The sequence below is a fragment of the Gilliamella sp. X-57 genome, from assembly GCF_057063565.1.
Genome location: NZ_JBXSQI010000032.1, coordinates 1 through 18,159, shown reverse-complemented (window position 1 = coordinate 18,159; position 18,159 = coordinate 1). Strand labels below are relative to the sequence as shown.

The following is an 18,159-nucleotide window of genomic DNA, read 5'->3' as shown; positions in this document are numbered from 1 at the left end:
CAACTTAAATTGGAATTTAATCACTATGTGGATTGGTTTAATTATAATCGAATTCATTCAACATTAAATTACCAGTCGCCGATTGAATACAAAAGAAATCGATGACCTTATCTTTTTGGTACTAAAAAGTGTGGACATACCAACTTTAGTCCCAATGATCAAGTGGTTTCATTGCGTAGTGTTGAGGGCATGGGCTGGCAAGGTATACCTAATCACGTATTTAATCAATGTGGTGACAATTTAAAACAACGCGCATTTGGTCATCGTATGACTGTGGGTGAAGATCCCGCTAAATTTATCTGTTTTAGACCCAAAGGAGCCTTTGAAATAGCCGTGCCTGAATACCTTGATAAAAAGGCGTTAAAGGATAGACAGATCGATATTATAAAAAAATACGATGCCGAACAAGAAAGCTTTTCTTTTATGTATAAAATGTATATTTATTTAACCAAAGATGAAATCGCGTTAGTCAATCAACATAACCCCATTGAGAACGGCAGCTTTGTTTATGGCTATTACGATAATATTAAAGATAAAATTATTATTTATTATAAAGTAGATGACAAAATTATTGCGCAATTAGAAAAAGATAAGGAGCATGGTGTTTATTCGCCGACTGAAACGGGATCGGTGAGTAATGCAAGATATCGAGTTAGAGAAAAGTTAAATATTAATGGTGAACAAGTTCCCGAACCAATTATTTATACCGGATGTGGAAAAAGTATTAAAACAAAATTAGCTAAAGCGATTTATTATAATGATCTGTTTTTAGATAAAAATAAATATGATGAACATGAAAGGTGGTATAAAGAATCTGACGAGTATAAACCTTATCCTAAATATGAATTTTATTATCCTCATCCAGATAGACCCAAAAAACGCTTTGGTAGTTCTAATCATTCACTTGATAGCGTTTATTATTATCCCTGGCCTCAAGACCGATTAAAAGAGCATCCGGAATGGTTGCCAGGGTTTGCCCATTTTCGTTTTACAGATGATCCGCATAAATTCGAGGTATGGTGTTTTCCGTCAGGTGAAGAACTGAAACAAAAGGTTTATGAATATGTCCAAAAACAGACAGAGCAAGCCGAAGACAGTTCCCATCATTCAGGCATTACCTTAAATGAGCAAGTCCCTTCTCATATAATGGCATTTGATCTTGCGTTGGGCGAAGTCAATATTTGCAGTAAAGAAAACCGCCGAACGTGGCAACAATTAATTCACCTTGCCGATTGGCGCTCACCAGAAAATGAAGATTCAGACACAATAAAGTATAAAAATGATGGTATTTTACCGAAAGAAATTAAAAAAAGTATGAACTTTTTACAAGGGACAGTCCCGAAAGGGGTAGTAAATGAATTTAAGCATGTTGAAACTATTTACCAAAGGGCTTTGCTTGTGGGGGGCGGAAGTATTATAACAAAAGTCGCTGCCAAACAAGTCGCTAAACTAGCGGTCACGGTGGGCGGTAAAGTTTTTGGTTTCTATATTAATCCAGAACAACAATGGCCACTGCCAGTGCCAGATACAGAAAGGAGACGTTAACCAATGATGTTAGCAATACTATCGACCCTTATTGGGGGAGTGTTATTTATTATTATGCTAATTAAGCAATATCGTGAGCGATGGCAAATGGTGAGTTATCTGTTCTTTATCTTGGGGATATTGGCACTTTCGCCAGTTAATAATATACGAAAGCCCACCATTGTTCCGCCCTCGCAAATTGTGTACCGTTTTGATGAAAACCGTTATATTTTATTGACAGGCTATCGATGTGAAGGGCAAGCTTATTTTATTGATGATAAAGAACAAGTTTATTACCTTTTAGCTGCTCATTCTTGGGATCTATATACAGAGCCTTATCGGCATCCTGCAAAAAACTATCTTTCAATCCCATTGTCGGATGTGTCGGCAATATATACTTCCATTGATGGAGGGCGTTCATTTAGAAGTATCCGTTTAGGGGTTGGGCATTATTTAGGTAATCATGATTCACCGCAATACGATGTGGTGAATGATCAGGCTTTTATTTTAGGCAAAGATGGTCAGCTTTATGTATCAGAAGCGCCATTTGGCACCAAAGGTCCGCATATGTTATCGAAAAAAAAACAGCTTGAACAAGAAGCTATTTTAGGCAGAAGCCAAATTATCCCCGAAAGTATTCCCCCAATTCCAAGCGACTATACTGGTTGGGATAAAATGCGCTGTGATTATAATGCCAAAGGAACTCAATTGCCCGATAACCATACCGTGTTAGAGGTCTATCAACACTTGCTAGGCACAGCTAAATAAGGAATTAAGGCATGAAACAGAAAATAACAAAATTGTTGATAATGTTATTTGTTGTACCCGTGGTTTTGGTCGTGATTTTATCGACTTTTGCGCCATTCCCCTCCACCGAGCCAATGCCGCTTATGCGCCCTAAACCATTACCCAAAGAAGGCTATCAATTATTCCATAGTATTGCCAGAAATGGTGATGTGCTAGATTATTCCTTTTATTATGTCAGTAAAAAGCGGCAGGTGATTTATCGTTATGACGCCGATCGTTATTTAGAGCTACAAGGCGAAAATTGCAGTGGATTGATTTGGTATCATGATGATAAAAATAATATTCATACCTTAATTACCGAACGATTTTATACAGCTTATCATTTACCGAAATTTAACTACTATAACCCCGGCAAACAGTATATTGCCATTCCCACCAATGATCTGTCTGATTTTGTTTTTTCAGTCGATGGTGGCAGACATTTTATAAAAGCGATGGTGTCCCCAATGGCAGCTGTACCAGGAGAAGAAGTTGATTATTTTATTGGGGTGGATGATTCGCCTATTCAGGAATTTTATACTTGGCTTGGGAAAAAAAATACGCCGATTACTATTTCGGGTAATACCGGCTATTTTGTCTTAAAAAATCATGAGGTGATATTTGGCGCATCTTATGAATATGATGACTTTGATTATGAACATGGATTAAGCAACTATCAAATTTTTTACCCATCAGCGGCGTTTTCTGATGAAAGGGTTAGGGATGGCTCTAGATTTGGTGCCTATGATAGCCTTATTGATAATAAAGAATATCAATTACGGGTAAATTCAATAAAAAATCTAAAACCCGAACCTTACCAAGGTTGGGACAAAATACGTTGTGAGGTTGGGGCGGAAAGGTAATGATGATGTTAGCAATACTATCGACCCTTATTGGGGGAGTGTTATTTATTATTATGCTAATTAAGCAATATCGTGAGCGATGGCAAATGGTGAGTTATCTGTTCTTTATCTTGGGGATATTGGCACTTTCGCCAGTTAATAATATACGAAAGCCCACCATTGTTCCGCCCTCGCAAATTGTGTACCGTTTTGATGAAAACCGTTATATTTTATTGACAGGCTATCGATGTGAAGGGCAAGCTTATTTTATTGATGATAAAGAACAAGTTTATTACCTTTTAGCTGCTCATTCTTGGCGTATTTACACTGAACCCTATCGGCATCCTGCAAAAAACTATCTTTCAATCCCATTGTCGGATGTGTCGGCAATATATACTTCCATTGATGGGGGGCGTTCATTTAGAAGTATCCATTTAGAGGTTGGGCATTATTTAGGTAATCATGATTCACCGCAATACGATGTGGTGAATGATCAGGCTTTTATTTTAAGCAAAGATGGTCAGCTTTATGTATCAGAAGCGCCATTTGGCACCAAAGGTTGGAGTATGTTATCGAAAAAAAAACAGCTTGAACAAGGAGCTATTTTAGGCAGAAGCCAAATTATCCCCGAAAGTATTCCCCCAATTCTAAGTGACTATACCGGTTGGGATAAAATGCGCTGTGATTATAATGCCAAAGGAACTCAATTGCCCGATAACCATACAGTGTTAGAGGTCTATCAACACTTGTTAGGCACAGCTAAATAAGGAATTAAGGCATGAAACAGAAAATAACTCAATTGTTGATAATGTTATTTGTTGTACCCGTAGTTTTGGTTGTGATTTTATCGACTTTTGCGCCATTCCCCTCCACCGAGCCAATGCCACTGATGCGCCCTAAACCATTACCGAAAGAAGGCTATCAATTATTCCATAGTATTGCCAGAAATGGTGATGTGCTAGATTATTCCTTTTATTATGTCAGTAAAAAGCGGCAGGTGATTTATCGTTATGACGCCGATCGTTATTTAGAGCTACAAGGCGAAAATTGCAGTGGATTGATTTGGTATCATGATGATAAAAATAATATTCATACCTTAATTACCGAACGATTTTATACAGCTTATCATTTACCGAAATTTAACTACTATAACCCCGGCAAACAGTATATTGCCATTCCCACCAATGATCTGTCTGATTTTGTTTTTTCAGTCGATGGTGGCAGACATTTTATAAAAGCGATGGTGTCCCCAATGGCAGCTGTACCAGGAGAAGAAGTTGATTACTTTATTGGGGTGGATGATTCGCCAATTGAGGATACTTATTATGAACCAGAAAAACCAAATACACCGATTACTATTTCGGGTAATACCGGCTATTTTGTTTTAAAAAATCATGAGGTGATATTTGGGGCTTCTTATAGATATAATCGAATTGATTATGAACATGGATTAAGCAACTATCAAATTTTTTACCCATCAGCGGCGTTTTCTGATAAAAGAGTTAGGGATGGTTCTAGGTTTGGTGCTTATAAAAAAATGCTCAATAATAAAGAATATCAATTACGGGTAAATTCAATAAAAAATCTAAAACCCGAACCTTACCAAGGTTGGGACAAAATACGTTGTGAGGTTGGGGCGGAAAGGTAAAAATATTTTAGACTAATTTTAGGAATGACTTTATGAAAGGTGTAATTCGATTAGGCGATCCGCATTCCCATGGAGGATGTGTGATAAGTGCATCTGGTGCTATTTTTGATGGTAAGCCAGTTGCATTAGTTGGCGATCAGGTATCGTGTCCGATAAAGGGACATGGTGTAAATAATATTGTTGACGGGCATCCGACTTGGAAAATGTATAATCGATCTGTTGCCATTAATGGTTGTAAAGCCGCTTGTGGCTGTGAGCTTATTTCAACATTATCTGTTGTAGGGAGTGAAGCATGAAATGGAGAGTACCTAACATACCAGAAAAAGCACTACCTAAGAATTTTTCTATCTGGATTTATTTATTGGTTTTTGTATTGAGCACCATTTTTTTTGAATTTATAGTGTTACTCATTAATGAAAATAGTGTGCTATCTAATTTATTGTTAGGGGGCTTTTATCTTGTTATCGTACCGCTATTTTTTAGTTTATCTATAACAGGGTTTATTTATAGTTATTACCATTCACAATTAATTAAAGCTCTATTTTTTAATTTAAATATTAAAAATAAACTAGCAAGATGGCAGATATGGGCAAGAAAATCAATTGGGTTAGTTGATTATTGTTATTTAACAGAAATCGATAATCTTGCTTTAAAAGTTATGGGGCTAGAAGGCAGTCAACCAATGAATCCCGATAAAGTAATGCCGATTTCAGTTATACATGAAATGAGTAGTTCACCACTATTTTATGTGTTTGAAAAAATTATTATGCCAATGAAAGCTAAAATTAATAGCTTGTCAAAAATCAAAGTGCTATTAAATATGACTCAAAGTTCAGATGCTGCGGTTATGATTTTAGCTAATTATTGTCGTTCAAATCATATTAATATTAACGAGTCTGATATTGTGTTATCCGATTGCATACCTTCGCCTGAAATCATCCATGAATGGATAGATACAAAATATGATGAATCTATTTTAATGATTAATTTAGTATACGATGTTAAGAACCAATTATCTTTTAGTGAATATTGCTGTGCATTATTATTTTCTAATGTTAAGAAAGCATTAAATCTTTCCAAATTAAGAGTGTTTCGACCTCTTAAAACCGAACTTACTGATTTAAGTGATGATATTGGTTATTTAATTAAAGCCGAGCAGGTTGAAAAGAAACGAGTTAATCAATTATGGACGACATCTTTATCTTCTTCTGCATTAAATATTTTAAAGGAGACATTTTTTGATATTAATGGCGAAATTATAATTGCGCCAAATAAAGTTTATCCATTAGATCTTAATTTAGGTAAATTAAGCGAAAGCCATGCATGGCTTGCATTAGCACTGGCTGCTGATGGGGTAAATCAAGGACAAAAGGGGCAAATGATTGCTGCGCAAGGAAGTAATGAAATTTATATTATGCAAGTATCTGATAGAACCGTCCAACGTATCGAAGAAAATGATGAATTATTGATTTTCCCAACGGCTTATTTTTTTAGTCTTGTTTTTTGCCTGTATTCTATTGTTGCTTTATTGGCTATTAATTATATTGAATTAAAGGAAATATTATCAATAATTGTTTTGAGTACTTTTTTATCGGTGATTGCAGTTTGTATTCCTCTTTATTTTAAAATACAGCGTTATCAAGAAGAGTTTGATAAAATTTGGTTTGAATCGTTTAGATGATTACTTAAAGGTCGTTTGTATGGGATAAGTGATGTGAGTTGCTGTGTGAATGGTATTCCACTTGGCACGGTAATTTGGATTTTGAAATTGGATAAGTGACGTTAGTTAGCCTCAGCTTTATAACGTCATTGTTGCGATACTCTAAAAAGGAAGTACCAACTATACATTTAACCCTCGTTGAACATTCATCGAGGGGGGTAAAAATAGATGTGGTGTGGTATCAAGTTTTTACTGAAACGTAGGTGTTATCTGAAACTTTTTGACAAAAAATTAGTTTTTTGCTGTCTTTTTTACTCGCTCAACAAACATCATCACCACAAAAGCAATAACCGTTAAATAGATGATGTAAGCTCCATAAGTTGCTAACATATCAATCAGTGAACGCCCTCGCATGGCAAAATCACGGAAAAATCGAAATAACCAAACTAATGGAAACGCGTGGCTAACGTAGTATGTCCAAATAGGCATAATACCCACTGCCATTGTTGATCCTCCCATAATAAACCCCGGCGGAACTAAAAAGATCATTCTGCCCGCGCCTTCACCCGGATTATTTGTTGTCCAAGAAAGTAAAAAGGCTAACCAACCAAAGGCAAGTCCTGTCATAAATACACTTGGCACAAACGCGAAATAGTTACCTTCAAAACGTAGTTGCCCAAATATTACTAGTATAGCGGTAATAAGGGTTAATGCGGTTGTGTAAAATAGCGCATAAGGGATTGTTCTTGCTAATAAGGATAAGAAGCCTCTTTCTATAGCCATTTGCCACATACCAGTAACTTTTAATCGGCCAATAATCATCAATGAAGTTAACCCGTAAGTCAGTGATGAGAAAAAGTAAACAAAATAAATAATTGTCGAAATTGTCGATGAACTTGCCGGATTAAACAGGTAGCGTGTTTTTAGTTGCATGGGTGATAAGGTTGCTTCAATGCCTTCTTTACCAAGCCCTAATGCGGCAATTTTACCAATACTCAGTTCGGCACCTAATTCAGGAATATATTCATTAAGGCTTTGAAGTACTTTAGCATTTTGTGCATCATTGGTGTCATCAGCAAAATAACCTAGGCGAACGGTTTGATCGCCTTTTTTTAAGCTTTTTTCTAAGCCTTTAGGAATATATAAAACACCTAAATTACGGTCGTGTGAAACTAACGTTATCGGGTTTACTGGCGATCTTATCACTTCCGTCACTTCAATGTAAGGTGATGTATTGACTTTACTAATTAATTCCGTCGAATAATTTGAGCCGTCAAGATCAATCACTGCAATTTTACCTTCAAATACGGCTCCGTGACTTAATACGATTGAAAATACCAGTGAAACAATTGCCGCTAAGCCAAGCGAAACTTTATAATAAGGGATAAAGTGACCCGACAACATGGCGTCAAGTTCTTCGAGCATAGATTTAATGATGTTTTGCATCATTGATCCACCTCAAGTGTCATTCCGGTTAATAGCTTTGGAATTGACTCTATATAAATTCTAACTTGATAAGAGGTTAGATCGGCTTGGCCGCGTTCTCGTGTCATACGTAAATCGGCAAATGATGGCGCAGCGGTGGCAAAGCGGACTTTACCTTTTACTTCTTTATTCAGCGCAATCACATTAGCGGTGACAGTTGTGTCAGGTTGATAATCATTCACCATTTTTTCATTCACATAAATGTCGATATATTTACGGTTAGTTTCTAACAATACTGCGGGTGCGCCGTTTGGTACCATTTCGCCATCTTCAAACATCAGTTTTAATATTTTTCCATCTTCAGGTGCTCTTAACGTTAGTCGTTCATAATTGAGTTGTAACTGTTTTAATTCAGCTTCACCTTGCGCAAGTTGTGCTTTAAGCTGTGCTAATTGATTTTGGCGATTTTGGAGTTTTTGCCGAGCAATTAAGATGGACTTTAATGTCATGCCGGTTGCATTTTGTGTTTGTTCAAATTGGCTTATTTGTTCTGGTGTTGCGCCAATCATTAAAGTCGATAATTGACTTTCAATTTGCACAACTTGCATTTTTGCATTAATAAATGCATTACGTGCATTATCAAGTTGTGACTGTGAGTTGCCACCTGTTTTTCGTAATTGGGTTTGGCGATCAAATTCAGTCTTCGCTAAATTTTGAGCAGATTTTGCTGCTTCTAAATTGGCTTGTACTTCTTCAATTTTGCGCCAAGTTGTTAATTCTGAAAGGTTAGTCTCGTTTTCCGTAATTTCAATGGTTGCTTGTTCTTGATTGACTGCTGCTTTTTGACTATCAACTAAAGCTTGTAAGCGATCGATAGCTAGCTTGGTATCGATATCTTCTAATTGCATTAACCGATCACCTTTTTTTACCATTTGTGACTCTTGCACAAATCGTTGGGTGACTTTTCCGCCGACATTTTGAAAGGCAATATTAATTTCGTCAGCCGTTAATACGCCAGATTTAATGCTTTTGGCAACAGATACCGCATCATTTCTTGAACCTACAAAAATTAAAAATGAGCCAAACATTAGCAGAAGTAAAAAGATAACAGGAATTTTGACATTTTTTTTCATATATAGCTTATTTTCCATTTATTTAGTCAGCTAACTATTTAAGTAAAAAGAATGACTTTAATGATTAAAGTCCGTTATTTTCGTAATAATTTACGCAACATCGCGATTAAAGACTCTTGTTCTTGCGGGTTTAGCACCTGCGCAAAAGCGCGAATCGATTTAAGGTGGTTAGGTAATGCCTCTTGAATCAGCCTTTCACCTGCATCTGTTAAAGTGATTAGGCGAGAACGTCCATCTTCACCGCTTTTTGTCATCGAGATTAAAGGCTTTGGAGATGCCAGCATTCGTTTAACCATGACTGATACCGTCGCCGGTGTTACGCCAATGCGCAAAGCAAGATCGCTGGCACAGGTTTCACCTTCTGAAAACAGTGACATCAATAAGGCAAATTTCCCCTCAGAAACGCCGTAATCTTTATCTAATTGTGCATAGATATTCGCGCGAATGAGATCGGCGGTTGTGATTAAACTTAAAACCAGATCAACACCAGAAACTTCAACAATATCATTATTAAATCTTTGTGCACGCGCTAAGGTTTCACGTGAAGGAAGCTTTCTTGAATTGTAATTCAATTATCATTACTCAATTTATTTAGTCGGCTAATTATAAACATTTAATTGTGGTTGGCAACTTTTTTAGCTGTTTTTATCGATTTGCTGGGTCATTAAGTCGAGTATTTTGATAGGCATTTTTGATTTTTATCTATTTTTAAACAAGCCTTAACTTCAAATTATGACTTCAACAATCACTCTTACCACTAAAGTAGTAATCCTTGAGGGTAGTTATAATCTGTACCAAGTTTCATACAATGTTATCAAAATAAAATTAAATCATTAAATTAAAATAAAATTGGAGTTTTTGTATGAGTAAAACCAATCTCGTTATTATTGGTAATGGGATGGTTGGGCATCGTTTTGTTGAAGAATTAATCGATAAAATGCAGTCCAATCAATTCAATATTACTATTTTTTGTGAAGAGCCACGTCTTGCCTATGATCGGGTGCATCTTTCTTCTTATTTTTCTGGGCATACTGCCGAAGCACTTTCTCTGGTTCGCGAAGGATTATACAAAGAGAATAATATTAATGTTTTACTTAATGAACGGGCTATTTTAATCAATCGTCAGCGTAAGGAAGTCCATTCTCAACAAGGGCGAATTGTTGCTTATGATAAATTGATTATTGCGACAGGCTCTTATCCTTGGGTGCCGCCGATTAAAGGTGCTGAGGGGTCTGATTGTTTTGTTTATCGTACGATTGAAGATCTTGATGCCATTCGCGAATGTGCAAAGCGTTGTAAAAAAGGCGCTGTTGTGGGCGGTGGGTTACTAGGGCTTGAAGCTGCGGGCGCTTTGAAAAACTTAGGTATGCAAACGCATGTGGTTGAGTTTGCCCCAGTGCTTATGGCTGAACAGCTTGATGTACAAGGCGGAGAACAATTACGTCGTAAAATTGAGGAGATGGGTGTCGGGGTTCACACCAGTAAAAATACCCAAGAAATAATTCATACACCTGAAGGTAAAATCATGCAATTTGCAGATGGTTCTTCACTTGAAATCGATTTTATTGTTTTTTCAACCGGCATTAGAGCAAACGATAAATTAGCTCAACAATGCGAGTTAGAAATCGGTCCTCGTGGTGGGATTGTGATTAATGATTATTGCCAAACATCGGATTCTGATATTTATGCTATTGGTGAATGCGCTTGTTGGCAAAGCAAGGTTTTTGGTTTGGTTGCACCCGGCTATAAAATGGCTCAGATTGCTTTAGCGCATTTAATGGGTCAAGCCGATAAATTTGAAGGCGCCGATATGAGCGCTAAGCTAAAACTGATGGGTGTCGATGTTGGCAGTATTGGTGATGCTAAAGCGAAAACAGTGGGGAGTCGTAGCTATGTTTACTTAGATGAGACAACGCCAGTTTATAAAAAATTAGTTGTTTCGAGTGATAATAAAAAGCTCTTGGGTGCGGTATTGGTCGGCGATACGTCGGATTATAGTAATTTATTACAATTAATGCTTAATGATATGGATCTCCCCGAACACCCAGATACGTTGATACTACCAGCACATGCAGGCGCAAAGCCGACTATGGGTGTTGATGCGCTTCCTGATTCAGCACAAATTTGTTCTTGTTTTGATGTGACTAAAGAAAAAATTATCCATGCGATTAATGCAGGTTGTCATACAGTTGCAGCCATTAAGGCAGAAACAAAAGCTGGAACGGGATGTGGTGGCTGTATCCCACTTGTTACGCAAATTCTTAATTTGGAATTAGCTAAACAAGGGATTGAGGTCAGTGATGCCTTATGTGAACATTTTAAATACTCGCGCCAAGAGTTATATCATTTAATTCGTGTTGAGGGCTTAAAGTCATTTGATGAAGTGATTAAAAAACATGGTAATGGCTACGGTTGTGAGGTTTGTAAACCCACGGTTGGATCGTTATTAGCCTCATGTTGGAATGATTATATACTTAAAGATAATTTGATTCCTTTGCAAGATAGTAATGATATTTTCTTAGGTAATATTCAAAAAAATGGTACTTATTCTGTTATTCCTCGCAGTGCCGGTGGCGAAATTACACCAGAAGGATTAATTGCCATTGGTCAAATCGCTAAAAAATATCAACTCTATTCTAAAATTACCGGCTCACAGCGTATTGGTCTATTTGGCGCACAAAAAGATGATCTGCCGGCTATTTGGAAAGAGCTTATTGAGGCGGGTTTTGAGAGTGGCTATGCTTATGCTAAAGCGTTAAGAATGGCAAAAACCTGTGTGGGTAGCACTTGGTGTCGATTTGGTGTAGGCGATAGTGTGGGATTGGGGGTAGAACTCGAAAACCGCTATAAAGGTATTCGTGCACCACATAAATTTAAACTGGGTGTATCTGGTTGTACGCGTGAATGTGCCGAAGCTCAAGGTAAAGATATTGGGGTGATTGCCACTGAAAAGGGATGGAATCTTTATGTTTGCGGTAACGGGGGAATGAAGCCTCGTCACGCCGATTTACTTGCTGCGGATCTCGATAAAAACACACTAATTCAATTTATTGACCGTTTTTTGATGTTCTATATTCGTACTGCAGATAAATTACAGCGAACGTCAGTTTGGCTTGAAAATCTAGAAGGTGGTATTGATTATTTACGCAGTGTCATTATAGACGATAAGTTAGGTGTTAATGCAGAGCTAGAAAGTGAGATGGCGCGCTTACGTAAATTAATGGTATGCGAATGGAAAGAAACGGTTGAAAATAATGCAAACCAAATTCGATTTGCGCACTTTATTAACAGCAGCAAACGTGATGAGAATGTCCAAATTGTACCTGAACGCGATCAGCATCGACCAGCTACAGCCGAAGAACGTAAAGTAATGTTAGGGGAATAATATGAGTCAATGGATAACTATTTGTAAACTTGATGATATTTTGCCAGGCACTGGCGTTTGTGCTCTTGTCGGTAATGATCATGTTGCTATCTTCCGTCCTTATAATAATGCTGAGCTTTATGCGATTAGTAATATTGATCCTTTTGCTAAGGCAAGTGTTTTATCTCGTGGCATTATTGCGGAGCATGAAAATCAGTTATGGGTGGCAAGCCCGCTGAAAAAACAACGTTTTCGTTTAAAAGATGGCTATTGTTTTGAAGATGAACAATACTCGATCGCTCATTATGAAGTCATCGTTAATGATGATGGGATGGTACAAGTAAAGTCGCACTAAACCTATTTTTAAAAGGATAAAGTTGTTATGTATACTGAAACGATTAATAAATGTGCAGCCAATGCTGCGCGCATTGTTCGTTTGGCAAAAACGAATCCATTTGGTTTTTGGGTAAGTTCTGCTATGGCTGGGGCTTATGTAGGGCTTGGTATTATTTTAATTTTTACTCTAGGAAATCTCGTTGATCCTGCAATGAGACCGTTAGTTATGGGAGCAACGTTTGGTATTGCATTAACGTTGGTTGTTATAGCCGGATCGGAATTATTTACTGGGCATACCATGTTTTTAACGCTTGGTGTTAAATGCAAAAAAATTACCCATGGCCAAATGTGGTTGGTATTACCGCAAACATGGTTAGGTAATTTATTAGGATCAATTTTTGTAGCTGCATTGTATTGTTATGCTGCAACACCTTTATTATCCACAGATACCAGCTTGGTTCACGCCGCAGCTTTAGCCAAAACATCGGCTACGGCGTCCGCATTATTTTTTAGAGGCGTGTTATGTAACTGGTTAGTTTGTTTAGCAATTTGGATGGCTAATCGAGTTGAAGGCTCGGCAAAATTTATTGCTATCTGGTGGTGTTTATTAGCATTTATTGCTTGTGGTTATGAACACTCGGTTGCAAATATGACCTTATTTGCACTTTCGTGGTTTGGTCATCATAGTGATGCTTACACATTAACTGGAATTGGTTATAATTTGTTATGGGTCTCATTAGGAAATCTTGTTTCTGGTGCGTTATTTATGGGGCTAGGATACTGGTATTCAACGCCGAAAGCAGAGCGCCCAGCATAACGATTTAATTAGCGAGATGTTATTACCATAATCAACCTAGGGGGGAATGTATAGTGAATAATTCCCCTTCTTTAAAAAAGTGCTAAATTATTTAGTCTTCTATTTTGTTTTCATTGCTATTAGTGATACAAAATAGCGGTGCGATTAAAAATAGGATAAGCAATAACATTCTATTATTAGAGGCTAGGTGTTGATAAATTTTTAAACAGAGAGTGTTCTATTTTGAGGTGCTATGGATTATTTTCCCCTATTTTGTAAGTTAGAAAACCGTGATTGCTTATTAGTCGGTGGTGGTGAAGTCGCTGAACGTAAAGCGCGATTATTGCTTGAAGCAGGTGCTCGCCTGACGGTAAATGCGCAAACCTTTAATGAACAATTTATGTGTTGGCATGAGCAAAAGCAACTTACCCTAGCTCAAGGGGAATTTGATGCTGAATTACTTGATAATAAGTGGTTAGTCATTGCTGCGACAGATTGCCAAGAGACTAATCAAAAAGTAAGTATGGAGGCTGAAAAACGATGTATTTTTTGTAATGTTGTAGATGCTCCTAAAGCGGCAAGTTTTATTATGCCTTCGATTATTGATCGTTCTCCTATTATGGTTGCCGTCTCTTCGGAAGGGCATGCCCCTGTTTTGGCCAGATTATTGCGCGAAAAACTAGAGTCTATATTACCCCAACATTTAGGTAAATTAGCTAAATATGCTGGTTATTTACGCGATAAAGTTAAACTAACCTACCAAACAATGACAGAACGACGACGTTTTTGGGAAAGACTATTTTCGCATGATAGATTAGCTCAAGCGCTTGCTAATAATGATTCTGATGATGTTGAAAAACTCACGAATGAGTTATTTGATACATCACTTGATGCTCGTGGCGAAGTGGTTTTAGTTGGCGCTGGGCCTGGTGATGCGGGATTATTGACGCTAAAGGGATTACAACAGATCCAACAAGCGGATATTATTGTCTATGATCGATTGGTCTCAGATGACATTATGAATCTTGCTCGTCGAGATGCTAAGCGTGTATTTGTTGGTAAACGCGCAGGATTTCATTGTGTACCGCAAGAGCAAATAAACCAGATTCTTTTACAACAAGCGCAAAAAGGTAAACGTGTTGTACGCCTAAAAGGCGGAGATCCCTTTATTTTTGGTCGTGGCGGTGAAGAGCTTGAAACATTATTTAACGCTGATATTCCTTTTTCCGTCGTCCCGGGAATTACAGCCGCTTCGGGTTGCTCTGCCTATAGCGGAATCCCGTTAACGCATCGAGATTATGCCCATAGTGTGCGTTTAATCACCGGTCATTTAAAGGATGGTAGTCATCTTGATTGGCAAAGCCTAGCAGCTGAAAAACAAACGTTAGTGTTTTACATGGGATTGTCGCAAGCTGAAAATATTGAAAAACAATTAATTAAGCATGGTATGAATGCAAATACGCCGGTAGCCATTGTTGAAGAAGGCACCACAACAAAACAAAAAGTAGTATCGGGCTTATTATGTGATTTAGCGCAATTATCTTTGCGGGCTGGTAGCCCAAGTTTAATTATTATTGGACCTGTTGTGGCATTACGTGAAAAACTGAGTTGGTTTTCTGAACATTAATTGGAATAGAACGATTATTCAATATGGTTTATTGTTTGTGTAAATCACTTTCTGTGAGTCATTTAAATTTTTATATAAGTATATTTATCTTGAGATTTATACTCAAGGCTTTCTATAATCAAATTATTAATTCTTTCTACTTCGCTGGATTCAATTCTTTTTTTCATAAATTTCTCTTATAACTTTACTTATATTATTTTGATAATTAATTCAATTTGCCTTTTTGTTTTAATAGGCTACTCCTGAGCTTAAATCAATCCCCTTTTTCTGTATAAGGTGAACAGGCCTATAATCCTGACCAAAATTGCTCTAAATTTGTAATTAAATATCATACCTTTCCTTACATTAAAGTAATTTTTTTATGCCATTCCAAACCCAATTATTTTTCGTCTTTTTAGCTTCTACATGTCTAAACATCGACATTTTCCCATTTTTCGAATCAATATAATCGCTACTTACACCATCTCCTGATATGAGTTCAATGAGTAATTTGAATATCGTATCTTCCGAGTTGTTAATATTGAACGACAAGAATTTCTGAATATCTACCGGATCATAAACGACACTACTAAAACCAGAGTCATTTCTTCCTGCCCTAGTAGGGAAGTTGAGAACAAAGAATGTTCTTTGTTTAACATCAATACGTAATATCAATGCACACATTGGGTAAGATTTATGTAATGAATCACATATATCTTTTAAGGAAATTAACGTTAACTCATCGTTTTCGTTGAACCCTTTTTTAGGTGTATACCAATAAACCTTACAATTATGCTCATAACGTAATCGTTTTGCATGCTCCCAAATAGTGTCTATACGAGCTTTACCTTCAATTTTTTGATTGTTAGGAATATCATAGAAACAGTTTGAAATGCCTGTATTGCCTGTTTTACCTTGTTTCTGACCGACATTAAAATCAGTTGGTTCATTATAATTCAAGAATTTAATATTGCCGTTTCTTGCGGTTTCATGAATTAATCCAATTCGATTTATCTCTCGTTTCTCGCCAAGCAATTTTAAATATTCAATTACGTCTGTTGTAACAAGATTATTTACATTATTCAATGATATATCAAGTTTTTCAACCTCGTGGTCTCGTTCTTTTTTTCGCGTTCTATATTGCGTTTTGTTGTTTTCTTGAGCTTTATCATCTAAGTTTGCTTTCACTACAGAGTAATAGTAAAGATTGATTGCTTCACCTTGTGGTTGACTGATACCTGTAATTTGGCAACAGAGTATAGAGTTTCCTAAAGAAATACCATAAAATGAAAGAGTAATAGATTGATCATGCCAACAGGGAATAAGGTAATTAGCGTATCTCTGATCTTTAAATAAGAGAATTTTAGCATTTACATCTTTTATAATGGTATTTGTATACTTGTCATATTTTAAGTGATAGAGGAAAACGGCATCATTTGTAGAAAGATTTGTCGGTAGGAATACGCCTTTTTCGTTGAAATGCTCCTTAAGGTGTAACTTTTTCTCAATTTTACTCCAATTATCTGTAACCAAAATACGTTTTAATTCACTAGAATAACCATAGTGGGCCATAAAAAAGTGTAAAGGATGAATGATGTAAGAGTAGCTATCTTGTTTGATAACCAATAAATTATTTCCATCCCCTTTAAAACGCTCTAAATCAGATGGATGGACATATTTATCTGCTTCAAATGGGTGAGAATTTTTATTTTGCCAAAGAGGTTGATAAGATAATCCAATACTTTTTGAGAACGTAATCTTATATTGTTTAAACTTAAATTTTTCTTCCGATTCACCAGTTTTCCAAATACTTCCAAATGGAATTTTATGCAACCAATTGATTGGTAAGGCGATGACAAAAAAACTTTGATAAGTTTCTTCACTCTTTTTATTCTTATAGGTTGGATTGGTGAGATTAATAAAAGTCACTTCAACGCATGTTCTATGACCTTCTAGTGATAGGCGGTTTTCGTACCAAGTAGCAACATACTCGTGGTTCTCGTTGTAAAAACCTCGAAGTGGATCTTTAAAATACTTTTCTAAATTAAGAGAACAACGCCAACGGATTCTTTCTAAATTATTTTCATCAAAGTACGACATAACCCATTTCAATTTTATTTATTTAAAGAGGTTTATGGATTATAAATGATATATAAATAAGCGACAATTATTTGTATAGTTTTCTGTTGGAGGGTATCCTATTGCAAAAAAAGCCATCTTTGAAAACCATTTTATCTAAAAAACCATCATATTCACAAGTGAAATGACAATATACACCATCAGTACTAAACCCTATTTTTTACCATATAATTTACAACTTTTAAAAAATCATTATCTTCATACATGCGATCAAGATAGGACGCAATAATTAAATTTAATCCAGATTTAATATCTGATTGGCGAAATAATTCTTTTATCATTATAAACCTCATTCAAGGTGAAAGTTTTTTACGCGCCTGTCAATTTATCAATATATATTCTAAATTTGTTTTATGTAAATAATTATTTGATTTATTTTATTTTCTTTTGCATTCATAAAATAGTATAGTAAAGAATAGAAAACCCTTGTAAATATCCCAAACTTATACACAACTCACGTAGAAAATCATGCTGCTTGTTTTAGTGTTTTATACTCAATCGGTGTCATGTTATTTAACGCCTCATGCGGTCTTTCGGTATTATAAATCGTTAACCATTCTTCGGTTATTCTCCTTGCTTGTGCTAAGTTGTTAAAAAGATATAAATCGAGTACTTCAGTACGATAGGTACGATTAAATCGTTCAATATAGCCATTTTGATAAGGGCTACCGGGCTGGATATAATCAATGGTTATATCATGGGATTTAGCCCAGTTTATAAAGGTTTTTCCTGTAAATTCTGGTCCATTATCGACTCGTATTTTTAATGGATAGCCATGATATTCAGCCAGTTTATCTAAGTAACGGGTAACTCTCCCTGCCGGTAAGCTTACCGCAATATCAATGCCTAGCGCCTCACGATTAAAGTCATCGATGACATTGAATGTCCTAAAGCGACGTT

At 36.4% G+C, this 18,159-nt stretch carries 17 protein-coding genes; 12 read left to right on the top strand and 5 right to left on the bottom strand.

Annotated features, from left to right (window positions below):
• The first annotated feature begins 9 nt into the window (after nucleotides 1-9).
• The 8 genes from ACYIAL_RS12090 to ACYIAL_RS12055 all read left to right on the top strand — a co-directional run bounded on the left by ACYIAL_RS12090 (nucleotide 10) and on the right by ACYIAL_RS12055 (nucleotide 6,481).
• Nucleotides 10-105, top strand: a complete 96-nt coding sequence (locus tag ACYIAL_RS12090) for an IS3 family transposase (RefSeq protein WP_483751815.1) — start codon at nucleotides 10-12, stop codon at nucleotides 103-105.
• Nucleotides 106-171: 66 nt separating this feature from the next.
• Nucleotides 172-1,545, top strand: coding sequence for an effector protein Tle3 domain-containing protein (locus ACYIAL_RS12085; protein ID WP_483751814.1), 1,374 nt, complete (start codon nucleotides 172-174; stop codon nucleotides 1,543-1,545).
• Nucleotides 1,546-1,548: 3 nt separating this feature from the next.
• Nucleotides 1,549-2,292: a T6SS immunity protein Tli3 family protein gene (locus ACYIAL_RS12080; protein ID WP_483751813.1), complete on the top strand. Its 744-nt coding sequence runs from the start codon at nucleotides 1,549-1,551 to the stop codon at nucleotides 2,290-2,292.
• 11 nt (nucleotides 2,293-2,303) lie between these two features.
• Complete coding sequence (locus ACYIAL_RS12075) at nucleotides 2,304-3,173, top strand: T6SS immunity protein Tli3 family protein (RefSeq protein WP_483751812.1); 870 nt, start codon at nucleotides 2,304-2,306, stop codon at nucleotides 3,171-3,173.
• Nucleotides 3,173-3,919: a T6SS immunity protein Tli3 family protein gene (locus tag ACYIAL_RS12070; protein ID WP_483751811.1), complete on the top strand. Its 747-nt coding sequence runs from the start codon at nucleotides 3,173-3,175 to the stop codon at nucleotides 3,917-3,919. The genes ACYIAL_RS12075 and ACYIAL_RS12070 overlap by 1 nt, the downstream gene beginning before the upstream one ends.
• 11 nt (nucleotides 3,920-3,930) lie before the next feature.
• Complete coding sequence (locus tag ACYIAL_RS12065) at nucleotides 3,931-4,800, top strand: T6SS immunity protein Tli3 family protein (protein ID WP_174797933.1); 870 nt, start codon at nucleotides 3,931-3,933, stop codon at nucleotides 4,798-4,800.
• Between the two features lie 32 nt (nucleotides 4,801-4,832).
• Entirely contained in the window at nucleotides 4,833-5,096 is a 264-nt protein-coding gene (locus ACYIAL_RS12060) for a PAAR domain-containing protein (RefSeq protein ID WP_065638604.1), read from the top strand.
• Entirely contained in the window at nucleotides 5,093-6,481 is a 1,389-nt protein-coding gene (locus ACYIAL_RS12055) for a hypothetical protein (RefSeq protein ID WP_174797934.1), read from the top strand. The genes ACYIAL_RS12060 and ACYIAL_RS12055 overlap by 4 nt, the downstream gene beginning before the upstream one ends.
• Before the next feature lie 270 nt (nucleotides 6,482-6,751).
• On the opposite strand, the gene ACYIAL_RS12050 is transcribed toward ACYIAL_RS12055, so the two are convergent.
• The 3 genes from ACYIAL_RS12050 to ACYIAL_RS12040 form a co-directional block, all read right to left on the bottom strand.
• Complete coding sequence (locus ACYIAL_RS12050; RefSeq protein ID WP_202985014.1) at nucleotides 6,752-7,909, bottom strand: ABC transporter permease; 1,158 nt, start codon at nucleotides 7,907-7,909, stop codon at nucleotides 6,752-6,754.
• Nucleotides 7,906-9,018, bottom strand: a complete 1,113-nt coding sequence (locus ACYIAL_RS12045) for an HlyD family secretion protein (RefSeq protein ID WP_174797935.1) — start codon at nucleotides 9,016-9,018, stop codon at nucleotides 7,906-7,908. The genes ACYIAL_RS12050 and ACYIAL_RS12045 overlap by 4 nt, the downstream gene beginning before the upstream one ends.
• Nucleotides 9,019-9,092: 74 nt before the next feature.
• Nucleotides 9,093-9,590 (bottom strand): MarR family winged helix-turn-helix transcriptional regulator, encoded by a 498-nt coding sequence (locus ACYIAL_RS12040; RefSeq protein ID WP_174797936.1) that lies wholly within the window; start codon nucleotides 9,588-9,590, stop codon nucleotides 9,093-9,095.
• A gap of 290 nt (nucleotides 9,591-9,880) precedes the next feature.
• Between ACYIAL_RS12040 and nirB the strand changes: the two genes are divergently transcribed.
• The 4 genes from nirB (at nucleotide 9,881) to cysG (ending at nucleotide 15,141) form a co-directional block, all read left to right on the top strand.
• Nucleotides 9,881-12,403: a nitrite reductase large subunit NirB gene (gene nirB, locus ACYIAL_RS12035; RefSeq protein ID WP_174797937.1), complete on the top strand. Its 2,523-nt coding sequence runs from the start codon at nucleotides 9,881-9,883 to the stop codon at nucleotides 12,401-12,403.
• A gap of 1 nt (nucleotide 12,404) precedes the next feature.
• Entirely contained in the window at nucleotides 12,405-12,737 is a 333-nt protein-coding gene (gene nirD / locus ACYIAL_RS12030) for a nitrite reductase small subunit NirD (protein ID WP_174797938.1), read from the top strand.
• Nucleotides 12,738-12,764: 27 nt separating this feature from the next.
• Nucleotides 12,765-13,535 carry a nitrite transporter NirC gene (nirC, locus tag ACYIAL_RS12025; protein ID WP_174797939.1) on the top strand — a complete coding sequence of 257 codons (771 nt, stop codon included), beginning with the start codon at nucleotides 12,765-12,767 and terminating at the stop codon, nucleotides 13,533-13,535.
• Between the two features lie 232 nt (nucleotides 13,536-13,767).
• Complete coding sequence (gene cysG, locus ACYIAL_RS12020) at nucleotides 13,768-15,141, top strand: siroheme synthase CysG (protein ID WP_174797940.1); 1,374 nt, start codon at nucleotides 13,768-13,770, stop codon at nucleotides 15,139-15,141.
• A 345-nt stretch (nucleotides 15,142-15,486) separates the two neighbouring features.
• On the opposite strand, the gene ACYIAL_RS12015 is transcribed toward cysG, so the two are convergent.
• Nucleotides 15,487-17,220 (bottom strand): hypothetical protein, encoded by a 1,734-nt coding sequence (locus tag ACYIAL_RS12015; RefSeq protein ID WP_483751810.1) that lies wholly within the window; start codon nucleotides 17,218-17,220, stop codon nucleotides 15,487-15,489.
• A 505-nt stretch (nucleotides 17,221-17,725) separates the two neighbouring features.
• The coding region (locus ACYIAL_RS12010; protein ID WP_483751809.1) for an integrase core domain-containing protein at nucleotides 17,726-18,159 on the bottom strand (434 nt) is incomplete at its 5' end.